The sequence below is a fragment of the Paenibacillus albicereus genome, from assembly GCF_012676905.1.
GTDB classification, from domain to species: domain Bacteria; phylum Bacillota; class Bacilli; order Paenibacillales; family Paenibacillaceae; genus Paenibacillus_O; species Paenibacillus_O albicereus.
On the sequence record NZ_CP051428.1, the window covers coordinates 2,855,992 to 2,881,167 of the forward strand.

Annotated in this window: 23 protein-coding genes and 1 riboswitch; of the genes, 6 read left to right on the forward strand and 17 right to left on the reverse strand. The window is 63.5% G+C overall.

From position 1 onward, the window contains the following. Positions 1–18: 18 nt before the first annotated feature. Both HGI30_RS12690 and HGI30_RS12695 read left to right on the forward strand, forming a co-directional pair. A complete protein-coding gene (locus HGI30_RS12690; protein ID WP_168907895.1) occupies positions 19–756 on the forward strand; it encodes an MBL fold metallo-hydrolase in 738 nt (245 codons plus the stop codon). After that, positions 737–1,303: a TetR/AcrR family transcriptional regulator gene (locus HGI30_RS12695; protein WP_168907896.1), complete on the forward strand. Its 567-nt coding sequence runs from the start codon at positions 737–739 to the stop codon at positions 1,301–1,303. The genes HGI30_RS12690 and HGI30_RS12695 overlap by 20 nt, the downstream gene beginning before the upstream one ends. 72 nt (positions 1,304–1,375) lie before the next feature. Here the strand turns inward: HGI30_RS12695 and HGI30_RS12700 are convergent, their stop codons facing one another. The 8 genes from HGI30_RS12700 to HGI30_RS12735 form a co-directional block, all read right to left on the reverse strand. Further along, positions 1,376–2,230: a TatD family hydrolase gene (locus HGI30_RS12700; protein WP_168907897.1), complete on the reverse strand. Its 855-nt coding sequence runs from the start codon at positions 2,228–2,230 to the stop codon at positions 1,376–1,378. Between the two features lie 16 nt (positions 2,231–2,246). Further along, positions 2,247–3,119: an ABC transporter ATP-binding protein gene (locus HGI30_RS12705; RefSeq protein ID WP_235680119.1), complete on the reverse strand. Its 873-nt coding sequence runs from the start codon at positions 3,117–3,119 to the stop codon at positions 2,247–2,249. After that, positions 3,116–3,997, reverse strand: coding sequence for an ABC transporter permease (locus tag HGI30_RS12710; RefSeq protein WP_168907898.1), 882 nt, complete (start codon positions 3,995–3,997; stop codon positions 3,116–3,118). The genes HGI30_RS12705 and HGI30_RS12710 overlap by 4 nt, the downstream gene beginning before the upstream one ends. Beyond that, positions 3,987–4,289, reverse strand: coding sequence for a thiamine-binding protein (locus HGI30_RS12715; RefSeq protein WP_168907899.1), 303 nt, complete (start codon positions 4,287–4,289; stop codon positions 3,987–3,989). Before HGI30_RS12715 ends, HGI30_RS12710 begins: the two co-directional genes overlap by 11 nt. 29 nt (positions 4,290–4,318) lie before the next feature. Further along, on the reverse strand, positions 4,319–5,341 hold the full coding sequence (locus HGI30_RS12720; RefSeq protein WP_168907900.1) for an ABC transporter substrate-binding protein: 1,023 nt from the start codon (positions 5,339–5,341) through the stop codon (positions 4,319–4,321). A 179-nt stretch (positions 5,342–5,520) separates the two neighbouring features. Beyond that, positions 5,521–5,628: riboswitch (TPP riboswitch) on the reverse strand. Positions 5,629–5,769: 141 nt separating this feature from the next. After that, positions 5,770–6,930 (reverse strand): GerAB/ArcD/ProY family transporter, encoded by a 1,161-nt coding sequence (locus tag HGI30_RS12725; RefSeq protein ID WP_168907901.1) that lies wholly within the window; start codon positions 6,928–6,930, stop codon positions 5,770–5,772. A gap of 7 nt (positions 6,931–6,937) precedes the next feature. After that, positions 6,938–8,212 carry a Ger(x)C family spore germination protein gene (locus tag HGI30_RS12730; RefSeq protein WP_168907902.1) on the reverse strand — a complete coding sequence of 425 codons (1,275 nt, stop codon included), beginning with the start codon at positions 8,210–8,212 and terminating at the stop codon, positions 6,938–6,940. After that, positions 8,209–9,966 (reverse strand): spore germination protein, encoded by a 1,758-nt coding sequence (locus HGI30_RS12735; RefSeq protein ID WP_235680120.1) that lies wholly within the window; start codon positions 9,964–9,966, stop codon positions 8,209–8,211. The genes HGI30_RS12730 and HGI30_RS12735 overlap by 4 nt, the downstream gene beginning before the upstream one ends. A gap of 243 nt (positions 9,967–10,209) precedes the next feature. On the opposite strand from HGI30_RS12735, the gene HGI30_RS12740 reads away from it, so the two are divergent. After that, positions 10,210–10,956, forward strand: a complete 747-nt coding sequence (locus HGI30_RS12740; protein ID WP_168907903.1) for a response regulator transcription factor — start codon at positions 10,210–10,212, stop codon at positions 10,954–10,956. After that, positions 10,934–12,337, forward strand: coding sequence for a sensor histidine kinase (locus tag HGI30_RS12745; RefSeq protein WP_168907904.1), 1,404 nt, complete (start codon positions 10,934–10,936; stop codon positions 12,335–12,337). The genes HGI30_RS12740 and HGI30_RS12745 overlap by 23 nt, the downstream gene beginning before the upstream one ends. A gap of 44 nt (positions 12,338–12,381) precedes the next feature. Here the strand turns inward: HGI30_RS12745 and HGI30_RS12750 are convergent, their stop codons facing one another. From HGI30_RS12750 to HGI30_RS12770, 5 genes are all read right to left on the reverse strand, one after another. Further along, positions 12,382–13,296 carry a C39 family peptidase gene (locus tag HGI30_RS12750; protein ID WP_235680121.1) on the reverse strand — a complete coding sequence of 305 codons (915 nt, stop codon included), beginning with the start codon at positions 13,294–13,296 and terminating at the stop codon, positions 12,382–12,384. A 74-nt stretch (positions 13,297–13,370) separates the two neighbouring features. After that, the gene (gene asnB / locus HGI30_RS12755; protein ID WP_168907905.1) at positions 13,371–15,224 is read right to left on the reverse strand and encodes an asparagine synthase (glutamine-hydrolyzing); all 1,854 of its coding nucleotides are present in this window, start codon (positions 15,222–15,224) and stop codon (positions 13,371–13,373) included. A gap of 104 nt (positions 15,225–15,328) precedes the next feature. After that, positions 15,329–16,510 (reverse strand): SH3 domain-containing protein, encoded by a 1,182-nt coding sequence (locus HGI30_RS12760; protein ID WP_168907906.1) that lies wholly within the window; start codon positions 16,508–16,510, stop codon positions 15,329–15,331. A 15-nt stretch (positions 16,511–16,525) separates the two neighbouring features. Beyond that, entirely contained in the window at positions 16,526–17,281 is a 756-nt protein-coding gene (locus HGI30_RS12765) for a TraX family protein (RefSeq protein ID WP_235680122.1), read from the reverse strand. A 147-nt stretch (positions 17,282–17,428) separates the two neighbouring features. Beyond that, positions 17,429–17,761, reverse strand: coding sequence for a metal-sensing transcriptional repressor (locus HGI30_RS12770; protein ID WP_235680123.1), 333 nt, complete (start codon positions 17,759–17,761; stop codon positions 17,429–17,431). 236 nt (positions 17,762–17,997) lie between these two features. Here HGI30_RS12770 and HGI30_RS12775 point away from each other — a divergent pair, with 236 nt between their 5' ends. Further along, positions 17,998–19,335, forward strand: a complete 1,338-nt coding sequence (locus HGI30_RS12775) for an MATE family efflux transporter (protein WP_168907907.1) — start codon at positions 17,998–18,000, stop codon at positions 19,333–19,335. A gap of 28 nt (positions 19,336–19,363) precedes the next feature. On the opposite strand, the gene HGI30_RS12780 is transcribed toward HGI30_RS12775, so the two are convergent. The 4 genes from HGI30_RS12780 to HGI30_RS12795 all read right to left on the reverse strand — a co-directional run bounded on the left by HGI30_RS12780 (position 19,364) and on the right by HGI30_RS12795 (position 23,437). Beyond that, the gene (locus tag HGI30_RS12780; RefSeq protein ID WP_168907908.1) at positions 19,364–19,846 is read right to left on the reverse strand and encodes a YhjD family protein; all 483 of its coding nucleotides are present in this window, start codon (positions 19,844–19,846) and stop codon (positions 19,364–19,366) included. Continuing rightward, positions 19,843–21,096 carry a DNA polymerase IV gene (locus HGI30_RS12785; protein ID WP_168907909.1) on the reverse strand — a complete coding sequence of 418 codons (1,254 nt, stop codon included), beginning with the start codon at positions 21,094–21,096 and terminating at the stop codon, positions 19,843–19,845. The genes HGI30_RS12780 and HGI30_RS12785 overlap by 4 nt, the downstream gene beginning before the upstream one ends. A 307-nt stretch (positions 21,097–21,403) precedes the next feature. Further along, entirely contained in the window at positions 21,404–22,210 is an 807-nt protein-coding gene (locus HGI30_RS12790; protein ID WP_168907910.1) for a GNAT family N-acetyltransferase, read from the reverse strand. Positions 22,211–22,363: 153 nt separating this feature from the next. Next, positions 22,364–23,437 (reverse strand): DMT family transporter, encoded by a 1,074-nt coding sequence (locus HGI30_RS12795; protein WP_168907911.1) that lies wholly within the window; start codon positions 23,435–23,437, stop codon positions 22,364–22,366. A 115-nt stretch (positions 23,438–23,552) separates the two neighbouring features. Between HGI30_RS12795 and pdxR the strand changes: the two genes are divergently transcribed. Beyond that, positions 23,553–24,944 carry a MocR-like pyridoxine biosynthesis transcription factor PdxR gene (gene pdxR / locus HGI30_RS12800; protein ID WP_168907912.1) on the forward strand — a complete coding sequence of 464 codons (1,392 nt, stop codon included), beginning with the start codon at positions 23,553–23,555 and terminating at the stop codon, positions 24,942–24,944. Positions 24,945–25,176 lie beyond the last annotated feature (232 nt).

Consider the following 25,176-nt stretch of genomic DNA (forward strand, 5'->3'; position numbering starts at 1 on the left):
GAAACGGAGGCCTCTTTCATGAAGATGATCCGCTCCCGACACCTCGTTCAGCTCGCTTTCCTGCCGCGCCTGTTCCCTGTCAACGCCTATCTCGTCGAAGAGGAGGACGGCCTGACGCTGATCGACGCCGCATTGCCCTACAGCGTCAAGGGCATCCTCGCTGCCGCCAGCCGGATCGGCAAGCCGATCACGCGCATCGTCCTGACGCATGCCCACGGCGACCATGTCGGAGCGCTCGACGCGCTCCAGGCGGCGCTGCCGGACGTGCCGGTGCACTTGTCGGCGCGGGATGCGCGTCTGCTGGACGGCGACCTGTCGCTCGATGCCGGCGAGGCGCAGTCTCCGATCCGAGGCGACGTGCCGCGCAAGCTGCGCACGCGCCCGGATGTCCTGCTGCGGGACGGCGACCGGGTCGGCTCCCTGCTCGCCGTCGCCGCTCCGGGACACACGCCGGGCTCGATGGCCTTTCTCGATACGCGCAGCGCGGCGCTCGTCGCCGGCGACGCTTTCCAAGTGCGAGGCGGCTTCGCCGTCAGCGGCCAGGTGCAGTGGCGGTTTCCTTTTCCCGGGATGGCGACCTGGGATGCCAGAACCGCGCTCGCGTCCGCCCGCAGGCTGGCCGAGCTGAATCCGTCGCTGCTCGCCGTCGGCCACGGCCGCATGCTGGAGCAGCCGTCGGCCGCGCTCCAACGAGCGATCCATGCGGCAGCCGCCCGGGTCGAAGGAGGTGCCGGCCATGCCGCGCATCGGGCTTGATCGCGGCTCGCTGCTCGCCGCCGCCGCGGAGCTGGCCGACGAACGAGGCTTCGAGGCGCTGGCGCTGAACACGCTCGCGCAAAAGCTCGGCGTCCGCTCGCCCTCGCTGTACAACCATGTCTCCGGGCTGCCGGAGCTGCGGCGCCTGCTTGCCGTCCGCGCGCTGGAGCGGCTGGCGGAGACGCTGGAAGCGGCCGTATCGGGAGCGGAGGAGGACGCTGCCTTGGCCTTCTCGCTCGCTTATCTCGCGTTCGCGCGAGCCCATCCGGGCCAGTACGAGGCCATCCAGCGGGCTCCCGAGCCGGATGAGGCCGACCTGCAGGCTGCCGCCGGACGGCTCGTCCGGCTCATGGTCCGCTCCTTGTCCGGCTACGGGCTGACGGACGACGAGGCGATCCATGCCGTGCGCGGCATCCGCAGCCTGCTGCACGGCTTCGTCTCGCTCGAGCGGCTGGGCGCCTTCGGCATGCCCCAGGACCGGGACGCCAGCTTCCGCTTCATGCTGGAGGCTTATGTGCGCGGCTTGCGTCCTGGCGGCAGGGACTAGAGGCGGCAAGCCTCCCTCGCCCCATCGAGCAAAGCCCCTGGCGCCGCATCGCGCCAGGGGCTGTTTGCCCTCTTATCCAAAGCCGTAAAACCGTCTCGCGTTGTCCGCCAGCGCCCCGACCGCCTCGTGCTCGCCGAGCCCGCGCAGGCGGGCGATCTCGCGCGCCGCCTCGCGCACCAGGAGCGGATGCGTCGGCCGCCCCGAGAACGGGCCTTCGAACGGCCAAGGGCCGTCCGTCTCAGTCATCAGCTGTCCGAGCGGATAGCTCGCCGCGAGCTCGCGAATCTCCGGCTCGTACAGCACGTCGGGCGTCACGGACACGCTCCAGCCGGCCTGCGCCAATACGCCCGTCGTCTCCGCGTCGCCTTTGTACCAATGGAAGTGCGCCCGCCGCACCCCATGCCTCAGCAGCAGCTTCGCCGCCTTGAGCGCATCCTCGTACACGGCGTGCAGGACGAGCGGGCGGTCCAGCTCGGCCGCGAGCGCCGCGAAGCGGTCCAGCGTCCCGATATGGCCGCTCTCGTCGAACGAGGCGCCTGCGCTCTCCGCCTCCGTTCGCGTGTAGTACGGGAGGCCGACTTCCCCGATCGCGAACCGCTCGCCCGCCGCATGCCGCTCCCTAATCCAGCCGATCAGCTCGTCCAGCTCCCCGTCCTGCGGCAGCGCCTGCTCCGGATGCCAGCCGTAAGCCGGCAGCACGAGCTCCGGATGGCGCAGCGCCAGCTCCCGGGTCCGGCGGCTCGACGCCAAGTCCATCGAGACGGCGACGATGCCGCGCACGCCCTCTTGCCCGGCTTCCTCCAGCATCCGTTCCCTTTCCCGCTCGCCGTACTGCTCCAGATGCAGATGCGTGTCGTACAGCGCGGCGGCCGCCGATCCGCGCTCCCCCAGCCCGGAGGCTTGACCGTCCTTGCCGATGCCTATCATCTTCTCCGCTCCTCTCTCAAGCCGAATCGCCGCCGATCCCGCCGCCCTGCTCGCGGCGAAGCGCCCGATACAGCTCCTCCTTGAGCTCGCCGAACGCCGGCTCGCTCCAGAGCTGCCGCCGGCGCGGCCGCCCGAACGGCACGATCAGCTCCCGCACGATCGCCGCCGGCGCGGACGAGAGCACCAGAATGCGGTCCGACAGCAGCAGCGCCTCCTCGATCGAATGCGTCACGAGCAGCACCGAGCGCCGGTCCTGCTCCCAGAGCGACAGCAGCCACTCCTGCATCTCCTGCCGCGTCAGCGCGTCGAGCGCGCCGAACGGCTCGTCGAGCAGTATGAGCGGCTGCGGCGACAGCAGCGCGCGCAGGAACGAGACGCGCTGCTGCATGCCGCCGGACAGCACCTGCGGATAGCTGCGCGCATGCCGCGCGAGTCCGAGCCGCTCCAGTCCTTCCCGCGCGAGCCTCCGCGCCTCGTCCCGGCCGCGCCCGGCGATCCGCAGCGCCAGCTCGACGTTGCCTTGCACGGTGCGCCAGGGCAGCAGCGCCGCCTGCTGCGGCATGTACGCCGCAAGGCCCGGCCGGCTGCCGGCGGGCTCGCCGGCGACGAGGATGCGGCCCGAATCCGGCCGCTCCAGTCCGCCGACGAGCCCGAGCAGCGTCGTCTTGCCGCTGCCCGACGGACCGAGCAGCGATACGAACTCGCCCGCGCCGACGCTCAGGCTGACGCCGCCGAGCACGACCGTCCGCCCGGACCCATGCGGATACGACAGCGACACCTGGTCGACCTCGAGCACGGGAGTCGACGGCTTGCCGCCAGCGGACGATGCCCGAGCTCCTCCCGACCTGCCGCTCTCCAGCGGCGTCTCCATGAATTGCCGTCGCGTCATGCCGTTCCCCCCCTCTCCGCGCGCCAGCGCAGCGCGAGCCGCTCGGCCCCCGCGACGGCGGCGACGAGCAGCAGGCTGAGCCCGACGACGATGGCGACGCCCGCGAACACGAGCGACGTCTTGAAGCCCTTGGACGACAGCAGCATGAAATAGCCGAGGCCGCGATCCGAGCCGATCCACTCGGCCACGACCGCGCTCGTCACGCTGTACGACGCCGCGAGCTTGAGCCCGGAGAAAAGATGCGGCGCGGAGCTCGGCAGCTCAAGGCTCGCGAAGCGCCGCCAGCGGCCCGCCCCGATCATGCGCAGGTAGCGCTCCAGCGCCGGATCGGCCCCGCGCAGGCCGCCGAGCATCGCGACGCAGACGGGAAAGAAGCAGACGAGCATGACGAGCAGCAGCTTGGGCAGCAGTCCGAAGCCGAACCAGATGACGAGCAGCGGGCCGAGCGCGATGATCGGCACGTTCTGCGACAGCACGAGCAGCGGGTAGACGCCCGCGCGCACGAGCGGGAGCAGATGCAGCAAGGCGGCGAGCGCGAAGCCCGCCGCCGATCCTCCCGCGAAGCCGAGCAGCGTCAGGCTCAGCGTCGCGCCGGCATGGCCCGCGAGCCGCTCCCGCGCCTCCCACGCATCGGCCAGGATGCGGCTCGGCGAAGGCAGCAGCCAGGCCTCGACGCCCCACAGCCGCACCGCCGCCTCCCAGAGCAGCAGCAGCGCCGCAAGCACGACGAGCGGCGGTCCTGCCGCTTTCAGCCGCGCGCGCCCCCGCCCGCCGCCCGCACGCTCTGCCGGAGCGGCCCCGGCTGCCGCTTCGCGCCGGACGGCATCGCTCCCGCCCGGCCCGGTCCGCTCCGGCTCGCGTCGGCCGCTACTGGCCATCCGGGTAGTTTTCAAGCAGACGGTCCATCGAGGCCCCGTTCTCCGGATTGTAGTAGATCTTGACCTGGGAGATGACCGACGGGCAGCCGAGGTCGGCCATCGCCTCGCTCATGCGGGCGACGACCGCGAGCAGCTCCTGCAGGTCGCCCTCCATCGTCGTCTCCAGCGGGGCGACGCGGTACGGCACGCCGGCCTCCTTGATGATGTCGATCGCACGATCGACGTAAGGCAGGACGCTCTGTCCTCCCGGCGTCGTCGGCAAAATCTGGATGCTAACCAGCGCATTGGCCATGTCGATGCACTCCTCTCGATGTCTGGGAATCACTTGCCTTCAGGCAGGAACTCGTTCGTGAACGCCTTCGCCAGATCCGGCTTGGCGTCCATCAGGCCGTGCTCGACCATCCAGTCGGCGTACCCGTTCCATACCTCGGCCTTCTGCTCGCCCCAGCGGGCCGCGTCGTCCTGGTACTTGGGACTCAGCCACTTCTGGCTGGCGCGCACGAGCTCCGGATTCAGGTCGGGCACGGCCGCGATCAGCACATCCGCCGCTCCCTCGGGATCGCGGATCGCCTCCTCGTAGCCTTCCGAAGCGCCGGCGACGAACGCGCGCACCAGCTCCGGCTGCTCGGCGATCAGCTTCTCGCTCGTCTGCAACAGCGGCGTATAGTAGTCGAGCTTGTCGCTGTAGTCGGTCAGATACACCATGTTCAGCTGCTCGCCGCGAAGCTCCGCCTCGACGCCCGTCCACCCGTAGAAAATCCAGGCGAAGTCGATGTCGCGCTTGACGGCGGTGAAGAAGTCGGCGTTGCCCATGTTGACGATCCTGACCTTCCCGACTTCCGCCTGCTGCTCCTGCATGAGCGAGGCGAGCACCTCCTGCTCGACCGGCGCTCCCCAGCCGCCGTACGTCTTGCCTTCGAAGTCCTTCGGCTCCTTGATTCCTTTGTCCGCCGGCGAGGCGAACCCCGACGTATTGTGCTGGATGACCGCCGCGACCGAGACGAGCGGCAGCTCCTGCGTGCGCGCCAGCGTCAAGTTCTCCTGGTAGCCGACGCCGAACTGCGCCTCTCCCTTGGCGACGAGCGTGTCGGCGGCCGTCCCCTCCGGCGGCTGCACGATCTCGACGTCCAGGCCATGCTCCTTGAAATAGCCCTTGTCGCGCGCCACATACAGTCCCGTATGATTCGTGTTCGGCGTCCAGTCGAGCACGACCTTCACCTTTTGCAGCGGCGCGTCCGTCGCCGCCGCTCCGCCGTTCTCCTCGGCCGTGCCGCCGCAGCCGGCCAGCCCGATCGCCAGCGCCGCCGCCAGCACGCCGCTTGTCCATCTGTTCCTGTTCCCCATTGCTCTCCCCTGCTTTCTTCTCTCGATCCGCTTCGCCTGGGTTCGCGGTCCGCCTTCCCTTCCTCCGCGCACCTGAGCCCGTCCAACGAAAAAAGACGCCTCCCCCAAGGAAGACGTCATGATGTCATGGCAGATCGCGCTGGGACCTCGGCAAGCTCCCCCAAGGGGCTTGCCGCCGGTCAGGCGGCTGCATACGGTTCCTACGCTGGCATTATCCAGATCAGGTGTACGGGTCGGGATGCTTCTCCCCTCTCAGCCGGCGTGCGCCAGCTCCCCAGCTATGCGGTTGTCAATAGAGCCATTATAGCAGAGAGCGGGCCGATTGCAACCGGATTGTCGAACGATGGCGAAGCTCGGAGCGAAAAAGCGGAAGCCGCCGAATCCTTCGTTCGGCGGCTTGGTCGCGGTTCGCGCTTTCGACCGGAGCTTCATGCGGACGGCTGCGCCCGGGGAGCAGGCTCCGCTCCGCCCTGCCCTTCTCCGGCTTTCTTTTTCCGCTGCCGCTCGGCCTTGCGCTTCACCCAGCCGACGCCAGTCAGCAGCATGATCCCCGGCAGCACGAGCTGATAGAACGGCGTCAGCTTGAGTCCGAGCTCCAGGCCGAGCCATAGATGGAACGTATTCGTCGGTTCAAGAAAAGAGGTCCCGTAGATGAGGGCGCCGAGCCCGATCGCGCCGGCAGGCAGCGGCAAGCGGCAGGCCGAGCGCAGCAGCAGCGCGGAGGCCAGATACAGCGCGGATATTTTGACGTAGAGCCCGATGTAGAGCAGCAGCGTCACCAGGATGTCCAGCCGTTCGATGAAGTTCGCCAGCCGAATCAGCTCGACCGCCTCCAGCGTCGGCAACGCCTTGATCGACGCCATGGCCGGGCCGAGCACCATCATGATGACGGCATTGACCGCGATCAGGAAGATGGCGACGAGCCCGTATGCGGCATAACTGGCCGCCCCGGTCTGCTTGTTGGCCGCCGCGTATTTCCAGAAGACGAGCAGCACGATCGTCTGGCTGAACGGAAAGGCGATCAGGTTCGGAAACGCCGCCTGCAGCACCGGCATCGGTCCATGCTCCAGCACCGGCCTTAGCCGGTCCGGATCGATCCGGCCCGAGGCCAGCAGCAGCACGAGCAGCAGCATGTAGCTTCCGGCGAGCACCGGCAGCAGCACTTGCGCGATCCGAAAGAACGTATCGACCCCTTTGGTGACCGTATAGAAGCCGATCCCGACGATGAGCAGCATCGTGCACCAGAGCGGCGTCTCCGGGAGCAGCGTCATCGCCGTCAGCTCGCCGAAATCGCGGACGTTGCGCATCGACTCGTAGGCGATCAGCAGCGCGAATGCGATGCCGAGCAGCGTGCCCAACGCCTTGCCGAAATGAAGCTTGAACAAGCCGGCCAGATCCTCCTCGGGCGCCCGGTTCTGCAGCGTCCGGTACACCCAAAGCACGCCCAATCCCGCCGCTGCCGCCGCGCTCAGGGCTATCCAGGAATCCTGGCCCGCCTCGATGCCGAGCTCGAACATCGGCGTGCTGCCGATGCAGAACAGGATCAGGAAAATCGCGATCTGTCCGGCGCTTACCCCGCGGTTGTCCATAGGCGACTCACTCCTTCCGGCGCGCGTCCTCCGCCGCCTGTACGTACGACCGGTTGCTTCGGCCCGTGCGGGCGATCTTAACGTGCAGGTCGAACTCGGACCGAACCTGCGGGTACACCTGCTCGTTCCATTCCTTCTCCACTTCCTTCCATCCGCGCGGATCGCTCAGCCGAAGCGCCTGGCCGAAGCCGGCCAGGTCCGCTCCCAGCCGCTGCGAGGCGCGGATGCCGCTTTCCATGTCGTTCCGCAGCTCCCGCTCGATTCGCTCCTCCAGCCTTTCCAGGTCCTGCGGCTTGTCCAAGGAGCCCTCGCAATTGTACTCGAGCAGCGTCCCCTCGGCGCTCTCTTCGATCCGCATCCGCCAGCCTTCGCCTTCTCGATAGGGCCTTACCCGCGCATGCGTCCTCCGCAGCCGGATGCTGTTGCGCTTGAGCTTCTCGTCCGGGCAAGAGAACGAGACGGTCGTCTCCTTGGCCTGGCCCCGCACCCACAGCAGCCCCCTCGCCTCATGCGTGCTGAGCCATCCGACGAGCCGGCCCTCCTTGAACGCACCGAGCCGCTGCAATCTAATCTTGGCGCCGGTGTACGTCTTTTTGGCCGCATCGACGCTGTCCACCGGCTCATCCGAGCCGCTCAGCCCGATGCCCGGCACGCCCGTCACCCGCACCGGGCCGAGCAGATCCTGAGCGACATTGAACACCGTCATCTGGCGGAAGTTCCCGCCGTGGTTCCCCTCCTGCGTGATGAGCCGCACGATGCCGGCTCCGGATATCTTCTCCATCGGCAGCAGCTGCTCCAGCAGCTTTCTTGCATTGCCCTCGGTCACGAACATCATGACCGTCTCGCGGGAATCGCCGTTGCGCATGTAGGCTTCGATCAGCTCCGAGATGCCTTTGCGCGCGGCCTCTTCGCTGACGACGACGATCTGGTTATGGCCGAAGTAGAGCCGCCTCGACATCTCCTGAGTAGCGCGGGACACCGCTCCCCGAAAGCTTTCTCCCTCGGTGGTGAACACGTTGAACGGAGCGGACGACAGCCCGACATATGCGCCTTGGGCCGAGATCGCGCTCGGAATGACGAGCTGGTAGCTGATCCGCCAGCGGCCGCTCTCCGTCACGTCTACCGCGGTGGCCGAGATGATGCCGAGCTCGTTGAGCTCCTGGCGGTCCCAGCAGCCCGCCGCGCCGATCGGCAGGAGCGTCAGCAGCAGCGCGAGCGTCAGGCGGCGCAGCGTCATCCGCCTGCGGGGCGATTCCCTGCGCCGCCTTCTCCGCGCCCTCATGGTCCTCCGCCCCCCGGCTTCACGCCCGACTGCCGCTTGCGGTTTCCTTTGCGGGCCAGCAGCGGGCGCAGCGTCATCGTCCAGCGCGGCATGCGCAGGATCGTATCGCGCCAGCTGCCCTTGACCCACGGCGCCATCGGCGACAGATAAGGGACGCCGAAGGAATACAGCCCCGCCAGATGGATGATGAGGATGAGGTCGAGCGAAATGATGCCGACGAACCCGAGCACGCCGGCGCTCAGCATGAACAGGAACCGCATGAGGCGGGCGGCACTGGCGATGTTCACCTGCGGAGCGACGAAGCTCGAGATCGCCGTGAACGCCACGATGATGACCATGGCCGCCGAGACGAGGCCCGCCTGCACGGTCGCCGTGCCGATGACGAGCGCGCCGACGATCGAGATCGCCGGCCCGATCGCCCGAGGCATGCGCACGCCCGCCTCCCGCAGCACCTCGAACGTCAGCTCCATGAGCAGCGCCTCCATCAGCGCAGGGAACGGCGCCCCCTCCCGCTGCGCCGACAGGCTGATGAGCAGATTGGTCGGCATCATCTCTTGATGGAACGTCGTGATGGCGATGTACAGGGCGGGCAGATGCAGCGAGATCAGGAAGGCGCTGAAGCGGAGGACGCGCAGGAAGCTCGCGATGTCCCAGCGCTGGTAGTAGTCCTCCGGCGACTGGAAGAAGCGCACCATCGTGACCGGAGCGAGCAGCGCGAACGGGCTGCCGTCGGATAGGACCGCCACATGGCCCTCCAGCAGATAGGCGGCCGCCTGGTCCGGCCGCTCCGTACTGAGCAGCGTAGGGAAGAACGTGAACGTCTTGTCCTGGATAAATTCCTCGATATAGCCGCTGTCGACGATGCCGTCGACGTCGATCGCCGCCAGCCTGCGGCGCGCCTCGGCGACCAGCTCCGGGCGGACCGCGTCTTGAAGGTAGACCAGCGCGACCTCCGTGCAGGTCTGCCTGCCGATGCGCGTCGACTCCACGGTCAGCCGCTCCGAGCGGATGATGCGGCGCAGCAGCCCGAGGTTCGTGCTGAGCGACTCGGCGAATCCTTGCTGCGGGCCGCGGATGACGGTCTGGGAGATCGGCTCCGATACGGGACGCCGCTCTCCGCCGTCCGCGTCCGCGGCCAGCGCCGTGCCGATGCCGTCGATCAGGACGAGGCAGCAGCCGAGCAGCAGCGCATCCAGCGCCTGCTCCAGCGTCGGGACCGATTGGGTCAAGCCGGACGTAATCGTTCCCGAGCGCAGGCGCTCCGCCGCCGCGGCCAGCCCGATCCGCTCCGGCCGGCTCCCTTCCTCCGGCGGGGCAGCGCTCTGCAGCTTGCCCAGGATCGTCTCGCTGATGACGCTCTCGTCTACGATGCCCTGCACATAGAGTACGGCGAGCCGGACGTCCGGCAGAGCCGGGGAGCCCGTCATGCGCAGGCGCAGATCGGCCGAGTCCCCGAACTGCCGGCGGATCGCCTGCGCGTTCGCCGCCAGCGACGTGCTGAGCGGCGTCGCGCTCTTGCGCCGGCCGGGCGAGGACGCGCCTTTGGCAAAGCCGTCCCGGCTCCTGTCTTTCCCGGCGCGGCCGGCGCCTTCGCCGCCGGCGCCCGGCTCGTCGCCGCTTCGTCCGTCGCCCGCACCGCCGCGCGCATCGGTCGGCATGCCGGCGCTTTTGCCGCTGCCCTCCCGATCGACGCCGCTGCTGGCGGACCTGACGCCGGCTTCAGCCGCTGCTCCGTTCCCGTCCTCGCTCGCCATCGCCACCCCTCCTTTGCCAAGTTGTCCTTATTTTGGACTGGCGCCGAAAAAGTATGCGGACCTTCGCATGCGCGTCGAGAGCCCGATTTCCGTCCGCTTCAAATCAAAAGACCGGACTGCGGGAGTCCGGTCTTCCATCTGCGCTGCCGCGCTCTTTGACAGCTTTCGCACTTCTTGGTTTCCATCACGAATTCTTCGTAAAATAAGGTTAAACTAGAACCATCCGCTGAAGGAGGATTGGACATGCCCTCGTATCTCTCTGAACCGGCTCGCCGTATTTTGATCGTCGATGACGAGCTGCCCATGCAAGACTTGCTTCAAGTCTATCTTCATTCCGAGGGATTTCAGACCCGGACGGCTTCCAATGGGTTGGAGGCCTTGGAAAAAATAAAAGAAGATGAATTCGACTTGATTTTGCTGGATCTCATGCTTCCCGGCATGGACGGGTTTGACATTTGCAAAGCCGTCCGAGAAATTTCCACCGTCCCTATCATCATGCTGACGGCGAGAGAAGGCACCGTCGATAAAGTCGTAGGCTTGAAAATGGGAGCCGATGACTATATCACCAAGCCATTCGAAGCAAGAGAGATGCTTGCCCGAATGGAAGCGATTTTTCGAAGACAGCACTTCCAAGAGAAGCAACGGAGACGCTCCGACCGTCAGGAAGCCGGCGTCACGCTTTTTTTCAAAGGCTTGCAGCTGAACTTGCGCACTCATCAGGCTTATCTGGACGATCAGGAGCTGCTGTTCACGCCTAAAGAATTTGCCATTTTAAAATTGTTCTTGTCCAACAAAGGCCGCATCTTTCACCGGGAGGACATATTGGGAATGTTATGGGGCGATCGGCAGATCAACGACGATCGGACCGTCGATACCCATATCAAGAACATCAGGGAGAAGCTGACCAAAGGCGGCCTGAAAGGCAGCGATGTCATCAAAACCATTTGGGGGACGGGATATATCTGTCATGATACGAAACAGGCTGAATAGCATCTCGGTCAAGCTCGGCGCGGTTTGGATCCTTTTGTTCATGGTGCTGCTGATGTGCATCGGGTCGCTTCTGTACATGTTCTTTATTCGCTTTTATACCGAAAATGCTCTGAGCGAGCAAGTTCAGCGCAATGAGAGCTATGCCGCCGTCCTCAACGATCATTTCGATCAAACGACGATGGCCCATGTTCTTTTAACCGAAAGCCGTACCGACAATCTTTTGATCGTCGTGGATCAGTTCAACACGATCAAAGGCGCTTCGAAAGCGGTAGAGAGCCTGCCCGACGACTATCGGTCCGACATCATTTATCATGGACAGAACAAGGATCGGCATGGGCCCGTCATCAACTCGGACTGGAAGAACGAACCTTATTTCGTGACGGAAGCTTTCGTGGAAGACGACGGGAAGACGATCGGCCGCATCATCCTGCTGTATCCGACCGAGCCGATTCAAAGCGCCATCAAAACGCTGCGAGAAACGTTCGTCGGCATCGCCATCCTGGCGGTTGTTTGCTCCGCCGTTCTTATTTTTTTGATTTCCGGAAAAATCGTTCAGCCTCTTTTGCGGATGATTCGGATTACGAAGCAGATTTCGGAAGGGAGGCATGACTGGGACCTGGGCATCCGCGGCTCGGATGAAATTGCCCAGCTCGCCAATGCCATCCGCCGAATGTCGGCTAATCTGCAGCAGTACAAAGAGCAGCGAAGACAATTCCTGGCTGATATATCCCATGAATTGCGCACGCCGCTTACCTACATGAAAGGCTACTCCGAAGTGCTCCATCTCGGATTGGTGCAAGAAAAGCAGGATCGCGACAGGTATCTGCAGCTTCTTTATCATCAAAGCGTCCAGATGCAGCGGCTGGTCGAGGACTTGTTCGAGCTGGCGCACCTGGAGCAAGATTCGTTTAAGCTGACCTTGAAGCGGGTGTCCCTGGACAAGATCATCCATCACGCCCTGGAGCTGATGGCCGGCCCGTTGGATCAAAAGAACATCGCCCTGTCGTATTCGCCCTCTCCTACGCCGCTTTACGTCGAAGGCGACGACCGCAGGCTGCATCAGGTCATCGTGAACCTGCTTGACAACGCCTTGAAATATACTCCCTCGGGAGGAGAGATCGCGGTGTCGACGTCTCAGGACGGCCATCTGGCGATCGTCCAGATCACCGATACAGGCGTGGGAATTCCTCACGAGGAGCTTCCTCGCATTTGGGAACGGCTGTACCGGGTCGACAAGTCGCGCTCGCGGGCAACCGGCGGAACCGGCCTCGGGCTCGCGATTTGCCATGAGATCATCCAGCTGCATCACGGGAGCATCGCCGTGGAGAGCGAGGAGGACAAGGGATCCCAATTCCGAGTGGGAATCCCTCTGAGCCGCTAGCGATGCCGGCCTCATCCTGCAACATCCAACCGGCGTCCCGCTGTTCAACTATACGTGATCGCTTGCCTCCCCATCTGTTCCCAGGCCTCTTGGAAAGAAGCCCGCTGCGCCTTGCGCGGGCTTTGCTCGGCCAACGGATCGTTGAAGTAGACGAAGCGGTCATCGAAGCCCGTCAAGAGGACCGAATGCTCTCGATACGTAATACGGATCGGTCCCGAGGGAGTTTGCCACGTTTGGAACATCGATTCCGGCAAGGCGCTGAACCGGCTGTTGATGATGACCCACACCGGCTTTCCTTGCTGGAGAGAGTACAGCGCGCTCTCCAGATCGCTCCCCGTCAAATCGATGACTCGGCCAGGCAAATAGGCTTCCGCCAGCTTACTTATAGGCTTGTGGTAGACGCCGTAGCCAGGGTTGGAAAAGCTGTACATGTCTCCCACAAAACCGGTATTGGGATGACCAAAATGGACCACGCCATTTTTTCGGGAGTAGGGCGTCGGATCTTTTTGAATTTCCCGTGCAAGCTGCATTTTATCCGCGTCGATACCGGCATGCTGGAGCATCATGGCAAGACTGGTCACTTCGCATCCTCGCGCCAGCTCAGGCATTTGTTGGAGAAGAGGGGCATCGATCAAGGCCGCTTCGGCATAGACCTGGCCGGACTTCCATACCGTTCGTTCTTTATACCGATGGGTTATGCTCGCATTTTCCAACGATTCGGCCAATCGGAACGCTTCGGCAAAAGTGGAATAGGAATGTATGACCCGTCCGTTCTGAAGCACCGTGAAGGGTCCGGCCTCCTTGCCGGGCTCTTCCATTCGTTTTTGATCCGTAAGGGAAGGTGCCGGCAAGGGTTCGGGACTGGACAAAGGCTTGCCGCCAATCGGGGCTGAATTCCTGTCGTCGAGCCAAATGATGGCGATCAAGCCGCAGGCCACGACCGACATCAGAAGGTTCAACCCCACGATAACTCTAAGCGAGTCCGGATTCCTCGATGGCTTCCGAGAGGCCATAGACTGTTATCTCCTCGCCTCTAAAAAAGATTGGACCGCGTAATGTACATCTGATGCCATAGGATGAAGACAAGCAGCGTCCATAATTTGCGGCTTGCGTCGTACTTGCCTTCCCGATGGTCCTCCAGCATGCGCAAAGCATGCTCGCGATTGATCCAAGGCACGCGGGACGTCTCAAGCAGCTCCTTGGCCCAGCCGTACCATTCGCGTCTCAGCCAGACCCGTATGGGCACGGGGAACCCGAGCTTTCTGCGGGACTGTACGTCAGGCGGGACAAAATCCTTCATCGCTTCGCGCAAGAGCAGCTTCGTCGACGACTTGGAAATCTTGTACTTCGTCGGGATTTTTGAAGCGAACTCAAAAACCTTCGTATCGACAAAAGGAACGCGCAGCTCAAGAGAATGGGCCATCGACATCTTATCTGCTTTCATTAAAATATTGCCGCGCAGCCAGGTGTGGATGTCGATGTATTGCATGGTCGTCACATCGTCGTAACCGGCCGCCTTCGCATAAATAGGCCCCGTTACTTCGCGAGCCGAACCATACTCGTGCGAGAGGTTTTTCGGCAGTACGATCGTCTTCTCCTGGTCCAAAAAAATCTTTGCATTGCCATAATAGCGTTCTTGCAGGGACTGGCTTCCGCGCGCCAGATATCCCTTTCCTTTCATTCCATCCGGCATCCGCTCCGATAGGCGGCCGGCCAGCTTTCGCATGCCTGGCGGCAACGAGGTCATCCATTGCAGCGACATCGGCTCGCGATAAATGTTGTACCCGCCGAAAAACTCGTCCGCCCCTTCTCCAGAGAAGACGACTTTAACCGATTGGCTCGCCAGTCGCGATACGAAATAAATGCCTGCGGCCGATGGGTCGGCGATCGGTTCGTCCATATGCCAGATCATGTTCGGAAGCTCGTCCAGATAGGCTTGCGCATCGATTGAAATTTCATGATGCTCGGTCCCGAGATAGGCGGCGGTTTTGGCCGATAGCTCCAATTCGCTGTACCCCGGCTCATCAAAGCCGACGGAGAACGTTCGGGTAGGCTCCATCTTCTGCAGCATCCCCACCAAGCTGCTGGAGTCTACGCCTCCAGACAGAAACGCGCCTCTGGGCACATCGCTGTTCCTATGCTTGCTGACCGAGTCGAGCAGAACGCTCCTCGCCTCCTCGACCAGATCCGAGAAGGGACGCGACTCGTCGATGTTGAACGTCGGATTGTAATAAGGGTCGATCTTCAACGTCCCGTTTTTGATCGTCAGCATATGGCCCGCGCCTAGCTTATGGATGCCCTTGAACATCGTTGCGGGCTCGGGCACGTACTGGAACGTCAAGTAGTGATAAAAGGATTGCCCGTCGACTTCCCGATCGATCATGGAAGAGGCCAGGAGCGATTTGATCTCCGATGAGATCATGTACCCGGTAGCCGTTTCGGCATAATAAACGGGCTTGATTCCGAAAGGATCGCGCGCCGCAAGCAAAACATCTCGATTTTTATCCCAGATGACAAAGCCGAACATCCCGCGGAGATAAGTGACGCATTGCTCCCCGGTTTCTTCATAAAGCCTTAAAATAACTTCGGAATCGGATTCCGTATGGAAGGCATGGCCCTTTTCCTGCAGCCATGCGCGCAGTTCCTTGTAATTGTAGATTTCCCCGTTGAAAACGAGCCAGACTCCGTTCTCCGCGCTGCCTAGGGGCTGAGCGCCATGCTCCACATCCACAATGCTCAATCGACGAAAGCCAAGTCCTACATGCCCATCGACAACCTGTCCCGCGTCATCCGGTCCACGGTGCGCGACGACATCGGTCATGCCGAGGATTTGCTCCGAGTGAACCGGTATTCCATATCGGTTATAAACAGCTACGATTCCGCACATGCCGGCAGCTCCTCTCCTTTTTCTCTACTATCAGTGTACGTTTTGCCCGTGAGCGATTTGTGAGGATTAGATTACAAAAGACGACGGCATTCTTAACGGTTTCTTCACGAAAGAGCTCCGGGGCCGCCAGCAGGCGGCGTGCTCAAAATGAACTGCAACGTAAAGGCCCCGTTGCTTGATCGGTCCGCGACCTGATCCCGGGCTTGAAGATCGTTAAAATGCCACCATTCCGAAGCAAGCGGGGTCAATCCCGCTTCCGTGCAGTATCGCTGCAGCAGCATGGCCCCTTCGCTCATGGAAGACGAATAGGTCGCCTTTTTCCATGCCGTTTCCGATTTGGAATCGACGCCTGCGGTAAAGACCGCTGAAGCACGGCTTAATTCATGGATGGGAGAGGGCATCTCGTACTCCTCATAGCCCTGGATTTCCGTTCCGGCAAAGGAGCCGTAGGCCCGTTCCAGCCTCGTCTCCCACTTCACCAGACTGAGATCGATCCCATAGCCCATCTGGTGATTGGATACCCCGTTGACAATGAACCAGCGAATGCTCCACGGAGGCGTGTTGATGCCGGCTTTTACCAAAGGATCGCGAGCGGCTAGCGCGGTTAAACTGTCTACGACCGCGACCTGCACCTGATAAGGCCTGAACCCTTCGTATATTTTCAGGGAATTCCCCTCTGCAAGGGCCTTTTGTTGAGCTTGATGGATTTTTTTGGACATGGAATACAGGACCGGGACAATGTATTCGGTTCGGGATAGCCGTGCGTTGTACGTTTTCCCCGGATACAGAGCTTGGTCGGTAATATCCGGCAGGGATTTTCCCGATGATTTGAATTTAGCCGCATATGTATTGGTATTGTCATAAACGATCGAAGGAATAACATCGGGCAAATTAATAAAACTGTACCGGTGCAGCAACCAGCCGGTCTTGCCGTCTTCGCTGCTGACTCTCCACCATTCCCCGTTCTCTTCCAGAATCAAGAACGCCGTGCCTGGCTCCAAGCTGCCTGCCGGGGAAGAAGCCGCATCCGCTGCGGAGGTCAAGGCAAGCTTCACCGGCGCAAACCCTGTCGCTCCCTCTACGGGCAGCTCGAGCTCTCCGTTATCGTATTGCAAAAGAGGCGCATCAGGCGTCGGTTCGTAGGGAATGGCAGGCGTCGCCTCGGAGGGAACGGCAGGCGGCGGATCATTCGTCTCGCCGGCAACGCAGGCTGTGGTCAAAGCCAGCAGCAAGCCGCACCATGCTGCTGCCGAGCCAAGCTTCATCCTTGTTGTACGCGTGGACATAGAGCCCCTCCCTTCTCACCCATTCCAAATCCATTGGTACAGCACATATAAAACCAACAAGTGGAGGGGATAGAACACATAGAACCCCCATTTCATCAGCGGGGATCGTTTACCCGGCTTTCCGTTGTACAGATAGAAAATCGGAATGGCCATCCATATGCCAAAGCGGAACGAAGCATCCAGCCCCATGCTCATTAGGCCCGGAACAATATAAAAAACCGTTCCGATGGCGGCGAAGCTCAGCATTTGAAGCGTCTGGTTGCCTCGGAAGAGACCAAAAGCCACGATCCATAACACCGCGATGAAATTCCAATCGGCTGTCCACGCAAGCAAGCAGCAAAGGGCGAGCAGCGGCAGCTTGACAAGCAGGTGCATGGAGTCGTTTTTGCAAACGGATAACGCGATCAGGCCCATCAAGAGACTCCACATCACGCTTGTTGCCTGCCACCATTCAAGCCCGAAGAACCAGACGAACGGGAAGTGGGAGAGGAGCGCGAACCATAAAAGCCGCTTTGCGTATTTCCTCCGATTTGAAGTGTAGAAATATCCCTCAGCCAGAAGATAGCACATGATCGGCGCGGCCAAGCGTCCGATCGAATGGACGACGATGTCGGCTGTCGTGCCCTTCGGAATGAGATAAAACGAAGCGTGGTCCACGAACATCGCCAAAATGGCGATCAGCTTCAAGGCCGTGGAGTTTAATCTGAATCGTTCTGCTACCAGCATTTTCGAGCCCCATTTCACCTGTAATTCCTTGCCGTTCTCAAGCAATTTTTGCCCTATCCCTCTAGCGTACGGAAAATGTTTGATGTTTTCGTGATGAAAAGATCACAGTTCAAGGAGACGGCAGCGGAAGCGGCCGAATGGGAAAAGACCGGACAACGATGGTCCGGTCTTCCGTCAGCGGTCTCTGCGCCGTTATCGAATATAATGATCGATGGCCTTGTTCAGGTCCTCCAGCGTTTTCTTTTCATTCCCGTTATGGACCGCGTGAACCACGCAGCTCTCCAAATGATCCTTGAGCAGAAGCTTCGCTGCGCTATCCAGCGCCTTTCGAATGGCCGCGATCTGGAGGAGGACGTCGGAGCAATCCCGTCCCTCCAGCGTCATTTCCTTTACGGAGCGAACATGCCCTTCGATCCGGGCCAGTCGGTTGCCGATTTGCTTTCTATGCTTGTGCTCATGGTCATGCGATGGATTGCGGATGCTGCGCTGCTCATGATCTTCCACATTCATGTCGGCCGTCGTCATTTCCTATCCCCCCATGGACGAGATTGCAAATGCTCCTCTAAGTATCCCAAGACAAGCCGCAAGAAGCAAGGCAGTCGGAACGCTTGAACTGTTCCCGTCCAAACCCAGCGCATGAGCGGCGTATATTGCAAGATCCCCCCTGGGGGGATATAATTCATTTTATATTCTACCCTGCAGGCAAGTCAAAGAAGAGATTCGGACTCTTTTTTTGCCGGCCCGCCATCGGAGGCGTTCCCATGACGACAGCTTTATCGACCCAAGACGCTCGGCCCAAACAAAAAATAAAAATTATTCTCGCCTTAGCGATCCCCGCCATGGTCGAGAATTTCCTGCAGACGATTGTCGGGTTCGTCGATACGTTGTTCGTGGCGAAGCTCGGCATCAACGAGGTCGCTGCCGTCGGAGTCACCAATGCCATCGTTGCCGTATACATCGCCATTTTCATGGCCTTGAGCGTCGGCACTTCTTCCCTGATCGCACGGAGCATCGGGGCGGGAGATTGGAGCCGAGCCAAGTCCATTGCCCGCCAATCGACCTGGATGGCCGCCGTTGTCGGTCTTGTGTTCGGCTTGGCTACGCTGATCTTCGCCGAGCCGTTGCTTCGCTTGATGGGCGCTGACGATGCTGTCGTAAGAGAAGGGGTGATTTACTTCCGCATTGTCGCCGGCCCCGCCATCTTCCTGTCTTTGATGACTGTTTTCGGCAGCATTCTGCGCGCTTCGGGTGATACCAAGACACCGATGAAAGTAGGACTATGGATCAATCTCGTCCATATCGTGCTGGACTATGTCCTGATCTTCGGCATTGCGGGCATCGCCGGATGGGGAATTGCCGGCGCAGCATGGGCCACGACCCTCGTGCGCATCCTTGGAACGGTCATGCTGTTCCTTTACATTCGAAAATCCAAGCTCTCGTTCTCTTTCCGAAAAGAGGCGACGGATGGGTCCATCCTGCCTCTCTTGAAGCTTTCGGGCCCCGCGGCGGCGGAACGGCTCATCATGCGTTTCGGGCAGGTCCTTTATTTCGGCCTGATAATAAAAATCGGTACGGATGTGTATGCGGCGCATGTCATTGCCGGAAATATTGAAATCTTCTCGTATATGCCGGGATACGGACTCGCCATCGCCGCCACGACCCTAGTCGGACAGCAGTTCGGAGCGAACCGCATCAAGGATGCGTACCAGTACGGCTGGCTTACGACGGGAATCGCCGTCGTCTTCATGTCGTTTGTCGGGCTGCTGATGTTTATTTTCTCTCCCTTTGCCGCACAGTGGTTCACGCAGGACCAATCCATAGTGGACATGATTACCGTCGCGCTGCGCATCGATGCTTTCGCACAGCCTTTTCTGGCCGTAAGCCTCGTTCTGGCGGGGGCTCTGCAAGGAATCGGGGATACAAAGAGCCCCATGTACAGCACGGCAATCGGCATGTGGTTCATTCGGGTGCTGGGCGTCTATGTCTTATGCTTCCAATGGGGAATGGGGATCGCCGGGGTCTGGTTGTCGATTGCCCTGGATCTGTTCATAAGAGCGGTGTATCTGACGGTCCGATTCAAAAAAGTCATGGGCTCTTGATTCGGCTCCTGCCGGCCGCGCGGCCGGCTCACTTCTTCTCCCCCTTCTCTCCCTTCATCCGCTCCGTCAGCTCCGCGGCATAGCGGGTCATGCGCCAGCTGATCTCGGAGCGCATCACCTCGCGGGTCATGCCGAAATGCTCCTCGTAGCCCCGGCAGTAGTAGCGGTGGTGGACGATGGAGGACGACTGCTCCTCGGCGACGATGCGGATGTTGCGGGCCTTGAGCTCGCGCCGCAGGGCGTACTGGTCCTGCATGATCCGGTTCAGCACGAGCTGTCCGGCGGCGACGTACAGCCGCCGCAGCACGTTGCCGGAATGCTCGAGCTCGGCGAGGCTCTTCTCGACCATGACGGCCATGTGCGGAAGCAGGATGAAGTCGCGGATCATGACGCGCTCCTCGGCCGTCGTCACCTTGGCCTGCGCCTGCGCATGATCCCGGTCGTACTGCTCCACATGCTCGGTCAGCAGCATCTTGGATTTCCAGCGCTCGTTTCCGTCCAGCTTGCTCATCGGTAATGCCCCCCAATTTGTTCGGCGCGCTCGCGCGCCACTCCCGCCTCCAGCAGCGACGACGCCCGCATGATGGCGTCCGAGCCGAACCGCTCCTTGATGCGGTCGATCGTCTTTTCCTTGCGGTAAGCGCGGTCCCGATCCTCGAACAGCGTCAGTTGCATGACGCTGTCGTCCGCCAGCCCCGAGACGGTCACGCTCAGCCGGCCGACCGGCAGCCCGCTCCAGTGGCGCGTGAACAGCTCCCGCACCGCGGCGGCGACCTCATGCGTCAGCGAGGTCGGCTGCCTCAGCGTCAGCTGGCGGCTGAAGCCGCCCGTGCGCTCGCCGTCGGTCTCCATCGCGGACACCGATACGACCGATCCCATGCAGCCGTGCCGCCGCATGCGCTGGCACACCTCGACGACCAGCTCGAGCAGCACGACCTCGATGTCCGCCAGGCAGCGGTACATGCGCCAGCGCAGCGCCTTGCCGTGGCCGACGGACTTGAGCGGATGGCGGATGCCGGAGACGACCGGGCTCGGATCGATGCCGCGCGCCGTCTGCCAGTAGTAGCCGGCCTGGATGTCGCTTTGCCGCCCCATCTCGAGCCGCATCCGCCGCTTGAACTCCGGGAACTCCAGCCGCGCGATGTCGCCGATCGTCTGGAGCCCCATCCGGTTGAAATGGCGGGTCATCCGCGAGGCGACCATGAACATCTGGTGCACCGGAAGCGTCCACAGCGTCGAATCCAGCGTCTCGCGGCTCAGCTCGAACACGCCCTCCGGGCTTTTCTTGGCATAGTTGTCGGTGGCCATCTTGGCCAGGATCTTGGTCGGCCCGATTCCGACCCGGGACCAGATGCCCGTCGACAGCTGGATGTGGTTCTGGATGTCGAGCGCCGTCCGCCTCGCTCCGCCGTAGTACGCCGCCGATCCCGTCACGTCGAGGAACTGCTCGTCGATGCTGTAGGGCTCGACCTGATCCGTGTACGTCTCGAAAATCTGCGTGATGAACAGCGACACCTCGATGTAGCGCTGCATCCTCGGCCGGATGACGACGAGCTCCGGACAGAGCGCCAGCGCCTCTCCGACCCGCGAGGCCGTCGTCACGCCGCGCGCCTTGGCGAGCGGGCACGCCGCCAGCACGATGCCGTTCATCCGCGACGGGTCGCCGACGGCCACGGGCTTGTCGTGATATTCGGGATGCGCCGCCTTTTCCGCCGAAGCATAGAACGACTGGCAGTCCGCCAGCAGGATCACTCTCTCCACCGGGCACACCTCCTGCTCTCTAGGGAACGGACCCTGCGGAGAGCGGGCCGCATTCCCTGCTGATGGCTGAAACGAATGTATGTTCGCGTCTTGCTCTAGACGTATTATATACCGAATGTATGTTCCCTATGCAAGGGGGAAAATAAGGAAGCTCACGCCGAACAGCCCGGAGGCCTCCGAAGAGGCTTCCGGGCTGAGCAGCGGCGATCCGACAGGAGGAGAACGCGCCTCAGAGAGTGCGGCCCCCGCAGGGTCCGAGCCGGCCGAGGCTTGCGCCGTCTGGGCGATTTGTCGGCTGCTTGCCGGGTCAATCCAGCTTGATGTCCGCGATGACGCCCGCCGGCTCGAAGCCGAGGCGGCGATAGACGCGGTTGGAGTCGGGATAGGCGAGGTCCGCGTACAGCATCGGCACGAGGCCTTGGGCGGCGATGCGGCCGGCTACGGCGGCGACGAGCGCGCCGCCGTAGCCCCGGCGCCTGCGCTCCGGGGGCGTGTACACGGCGTTGATGCGCCCGTGCCGAGGCGATGCGCCGCCGTAGCCCGCCATCGCGGACGGCTCGACGCCGTCCTCCCATGCGTAGAGCTTGTCCGCCCGGATGAGCGTGTCGGCCGTGGCCAGCTGGCCGGCGGCGTCGGCCGGCTCGCCGTATACGTCGCGGACCATGCCGGCGAGGAATTCCGCCGCGAGCTCGCGCTCGTCCGCGCGGAACAGGCGCATCCGCCCGGAGACGCCGGACGGCGGGCGCAGCGCGGGAGCCTCATAGGCTTCCATGACCATGCTGACCCGCGGCCGCCTGCCCGTGCGCGCGCCATGCCGCGCCGCGAAGCGCTCCGCCTCGTCCGGCGAGCCGGACACGCCGGGCAGAAGCGCGTCCGCCAGCGCTTCGTCCAGCTCGTCCAGCCGGCGCTCCCGCTCCTGCGGCCCGAGCTCCGGCGACAGCCAGAGCCAGCCGTTTCGGCCCGGCGACTGGGCGAAGACGAGCCGCCCGTCGGCCGAGCGCAGCCGCCTCGACTCCGGCACGGCACTGATGGCATGGATCAAATTGAATGCCGTCTCCTGACGGGCGAACGGCTCCTGCTCCAGCGTGCCGTCTCCCGGACGATAAGGCCGCATGCTCCACGCTCCTTTTTCGGCCGCTTCGGCGCGGCAAACCTCTCCTGCGATAGCGGACGGGCCCGGCTCCGCCTTGCCCGTCCGCCCTTCCGTTTTTTCCAGTCTATCCCTTTCCCCTTCCTTTGTACACCCCGTCCTCGGCCCGCCGAACGGTCATGCCCGCAGCTTCTCTCCCCCCGCGAGAGGCGCCGCCTCTCGGGGCCTCCGGCCGGCCCGGCCGGAGGCGCGGCCGATCAGCGCCATGCCGAGCATGACGAGCAGGCCGCCGCTCCACTGCGTCCAGCCGGCATGCTCGCCGAGCACGAGCACCGACAGCAGCAGCGCGCTGAACGGCATCATGCCGGAGCAGGCCGCCGCCGTCGATGCCGGACAGCGCTTGATGCCGGCGTACCACAATCCGAACGCCGCCGCCGTCACGACCGGACCATACCAGACGAGCGCCGCCCACTCGGTCGCGCCAAGCGCGGCGAGCGCTCCGAGCGGACGCTCGAAGGCAGCGAGCGGCAGGCTGAGCAGCAGCGCCATGCCGGCGACCAGCGTCGTCTGGAGCGCCGGACGCAGCGGCGCCTCCGCGCCATCGGCCGGCTGCGCCGCCGCCCCGGACGGCTCGCCTGCGGCCCCGCTGCCGCCCGCCTCCATACCGGACCGCTCCGCCGAGCCGCCCGCCTTGCGACCGCCGGCCTTGCCGGCCGCCGTCCAGCGCGACAGCACGCTGAACAGCGCTTCGTTGGCGGCCGCCGCCAGCACCAGCAGGTTGCCCGCCAGATGCGCCTGCGACAGCGGAGCTCCTCCCGCCGCTCCCTGGATGAGCATGACGCCGAGCACGGTCGCCAGCACGCCGGCCAGACGCGCCGGCCCGCTGCGCTCGCGCAGCAGCAGCCAGGCGATCCCGACCGTCAGCGCGGGCGTCCCGCCGATCATGACGCCCGCCTCGGCCGAGCTCGTCCTCTCCAGCCCCAGCTGCAGGCAGACGCGGAACAGCACGACGCCGAACAGCGCCTGCCCGGCGAGCTGCAGCCACTGCGCTCGCGACAGGCGGCGCAGCGAGGCGACCGAGCCGCGCCCGAGGAAAGGCAGCAGGCAAAGCAGCGACAGCAGCAGGCTCGCCGCCGTCAGCGTGAACGGCTGCAGATGCCCGCCGAGCAGCGCCGCCGCGATGACGGAGCTGCCGGCCATGCTGAACGAGGCGAGCAGCAGCAGCATGCCGGCTCTTGATGATGAATCCATGCGCTTCTCCTCCTTTTTATGCCATCTTAGTCCTGGAGCTGGTATGATGGAAGAGCCAGTCGGGCCCGGCATCGACCGGACCAGTGAAGAGAGCGGAAATGGAGGCATGCAAGCGATGTGGGGAATCCATCTGGACCGGGACGGCGACGTGCCGATGAAGCGCCAGCTGTTCGCCGCGCTGCGGGAGCGGATCTGGTCGGGCGCGCTCGCCGCCGGCGAGGAGCTGCCGTCGACGCGGCGTCTCGCGGAGGCGCTGGGCGTCTCGCGCAACACGGTGAACGAGGCGTTCGAGATGCTGCTGGCGGAGGGCTACGCGGTCAGCCGCCAGGGAGCGCCGACGCGGATCGCCGACGGCGTGCGGCTGGACCCTCCCGCCGCGGCCGCGCCCCGTCCGCCCGATCCTCCGCCCGCGCGGCTGCGGGCGGACTTCTGCACGGGACAGCCGGAGCTGCGGGCGTTCCCGCGCTACTTGTGGCAGCAGCTGGCCGCCAAGGCGATGCGCGACATGCCGGAGCAGTGGCTCGGCTATACCGGCCCGCAAGGGCTGCCCCGGCTGCGCGAGGAGATCGCCGCCTGGCTGCTGCGCAGCAAGGGGCTGCCGGTCGATCCGGCCGACCTGTTCATCACGGCGGGGGCGACGCACGCGCTGCATCTGGCCGCCGACCTGCTGTACGAGCCGGGGCTCGACCTCATCACCGAGGATCCGTGCCATGCGGAGATGATCCGCGTGTTCATGGACAAGGGCTATGCCGCCAAGCGCATCCCTGTGGACGAGCACGGCATGGTCACGTCGAGGCTGGCGGGGCGCCCAGGCAGTCCGATATACGTGACGCCGTCCCACCAGTTCCCGCTCGGCGGCATCCTGCCCGCCGGACGGCGGGCGGAGCTGCTGCGCTTCGCACGCGAGAACGGCAGCTACATCCTGGAGGACGACTACGACAGCGAGTTCCGCTACTGCGGCGATCCGGCGACGCCGCTGGCCGCGATGGACGCGGAAAGGGTCGTCTACATCGGCACGTTCAGCAAAGCCCTCTTCCCCGCCCTGCGCATCGGCTACGCGATCGTGCCGCGCGCGCTCCAAAGCCGCTGGACGTACGCCCGCCATCATGCCGACGTCCAGAACCCCGCGTTCGATCAGGCGGTGCTCGCCGAGTTCCTCGCCGCCCGCAAGCTCGACCGCCACGTCGCCCGCATGCGGCGCCTGTACCGCGAGCGCCGGCAGGCGCTGCTGGACGCGCTGGCGGAGCAGTTCGGGGATCGCTGGCGCTGCTGGGGCGACGCGGCGGGGCTGCATCTGGCCGTCGAGTTTCCAGGACGCCGCTTCGGCGAGACGTTCCGCGAGCTCGCGCTGCTGCGCGGCATCCGCATCGCTCCGCTCGAGCAGCATTGCCTGCAGAAGGGCCGCCACGAGAGCAAGCTGCTGTTCGGCTACGGCCATCTCGAGCCGGAGGAGATCCGCGCGGGGATGCGGGCGCTGAAGGCGCTGCTGGACGAGGCCGAAGGCTGAGCTGAGCCGTCCCGCCCTGCGCGGCCGGAACGGAGCTCGCCGGAGGCGCGGGAACGGGCGCGATCCTCTCCGCTCCCGCCCCCACCCTGCGCTCCAAGGCGAAAAGCCAAAAAGCCGCCGGCCCTCCCGAAGGAGCGGCCGGCGGCCAAGAACAAGAAGAAGGGGTCGCCCCCGGGTCCGTCGATACGGTTCCCGGAGGCGGCCCCTTGCCGCGTTCACCACCCAATCCGGC

Bases quoted from the DNA above. Each gene is read 5' to 3' on its own strand.
- HGI30_RS12690 (WP_168907895.1), top strand. From the start codon at position 19: ATGAAGATGATCCGCTCCCGACACCTCGTTCAGCTCGCTTTCCTGCCG.
- HGI30_RS12695 (WP_168907896.1), top strand. From the start codon at position 737: ATGCCGCGCATCGGGCTTGATCGCGGCTCGCTGCTCGCCGCCGCCGCG.
- HGI30_RS12700 (WP_168907897.1), bottom strand. From the start codon at position 2,230: ATGATAGGCATCGGCAAGGACGGTCAAGCCTCCGGGCTGGGGGAGCGC.
- HGI30_RS12705 (WP_235680119.1), bottom strand. From the start codon at position 3,119: ATGACGCGACGGCAATTCATGGAGACGCCGCTGGAGAGCGGCAGGTCG.
- HGI30_RS12710 (WP_168907898.1), bottom strand. From the start codon at position 3,997: ATGGCCAGTAGCGGCCGACGCGAGCCGGAGCGGACCGGGCCGGGCGGG.
- HGI30_RS12715 (WP_168907899.1), bottom strand. From the start codon at position 4,289: ATGGCCAATGCGCTGGTTAGCATCCAGATTTTGCCGACGACGCCGGGA.
- HGI30_RS12720 (WP_168907900.1), bottom strand. From the start codon at position 5,341: ATGGGGAACAGGAACAGATGGACAAGCGGCGTGCTGGCGGCGGCGCTG.
- HGI30_RS12725 (WP_168907901.1), bottom strand. From the start codon at position 6,930: ATGGACAACCGCGGGGTAAGCGCCGGACAGATCGCGATTTTCCTGATC.
- HGI30_RS12730 (WP_168907902.1), bottom strand. From the start codon at position 8,212: ATGAGGGCGCGGAGAAGGCGGCGCAGGGAATCGCCCCGCAGGCGGATG.
- HGI30_RS12735 (WP_235680120.1), bottom strand. From the start codon at position 9,966: ATGGCGAGCGAGGACGGGAACGGAGCAGCGGCTGAAGCCGGCGTCAGG.
- HGI30_RS12740 (WP_168907903.1), top strand. From the start codon at position 10,210: ATGCCCTCGTATCTCTCTGAACCGGCTCGCCGTATTTTGATCGTCGAT.
- HGI30_RS12745 (WP_168907904.1), top strand. From the start codon at position 10,934: ATGATACGAAACAGGCTGAATAGCATCTCGGTCAAGCTCGGCGCGGTT.
- asnB (WP_168907905.1), bottom strand. From the start codon at position 15,224: ATGTGCGGAATCGTAGCTGTTTATAACCGATATGGAATACCGGTTCAC.
- HGI30_RS12760 (WP_168907906.1), bottom strand. From the start codon at position 16,510: ATGTCCACGCGTACAACAAGGATGAAGCTTGGCTCGGCAGCAGCATGG.
- HGI30_RS12770 (WP_235680123.1), bottom strand. From the start codon at position 17,761: ATGACGACGGCCGACATGAATGTGGAAGATCATGAGCAGCGCAGCATC.
- HGI30_RS12775 (WP_168907907.1), top strand. From the start codon at position 17,998: ATGACGACAGCTTTATCGACCCAAGACGCTCGGCCCAAACAAAAAATA.
- HGI30_RS12780 (WP_168907908.1), bottom strand. From the start codon at position 19,846: ATGAGCAAGCTGGACGGAAACGAGCGCTGGAAATCCAAGATGCTGCTG.
- HGI30_RS12790 (WP_168907910.1), bottom strand. From the start codon at position 22,210: ATGCGGCCTTATCGTCCGGGAGACGGCACGCTGGAGCAGGAGCCGTTC.
- HGI30_RS12795 (WP_168907911.1), bottom strand. From the start codon at position 23,437: ATGGATTCATCATCAAGAGCCGGCATGCTGCTGCTGCTCGCCTCGTTC.
- pdxR (WP_168907912.1), top strand. From the start codon at position 23,553: ATGTGGGGAATCCATCTGGACCGGGACGGCGACGTGCCGATGAAGCGC.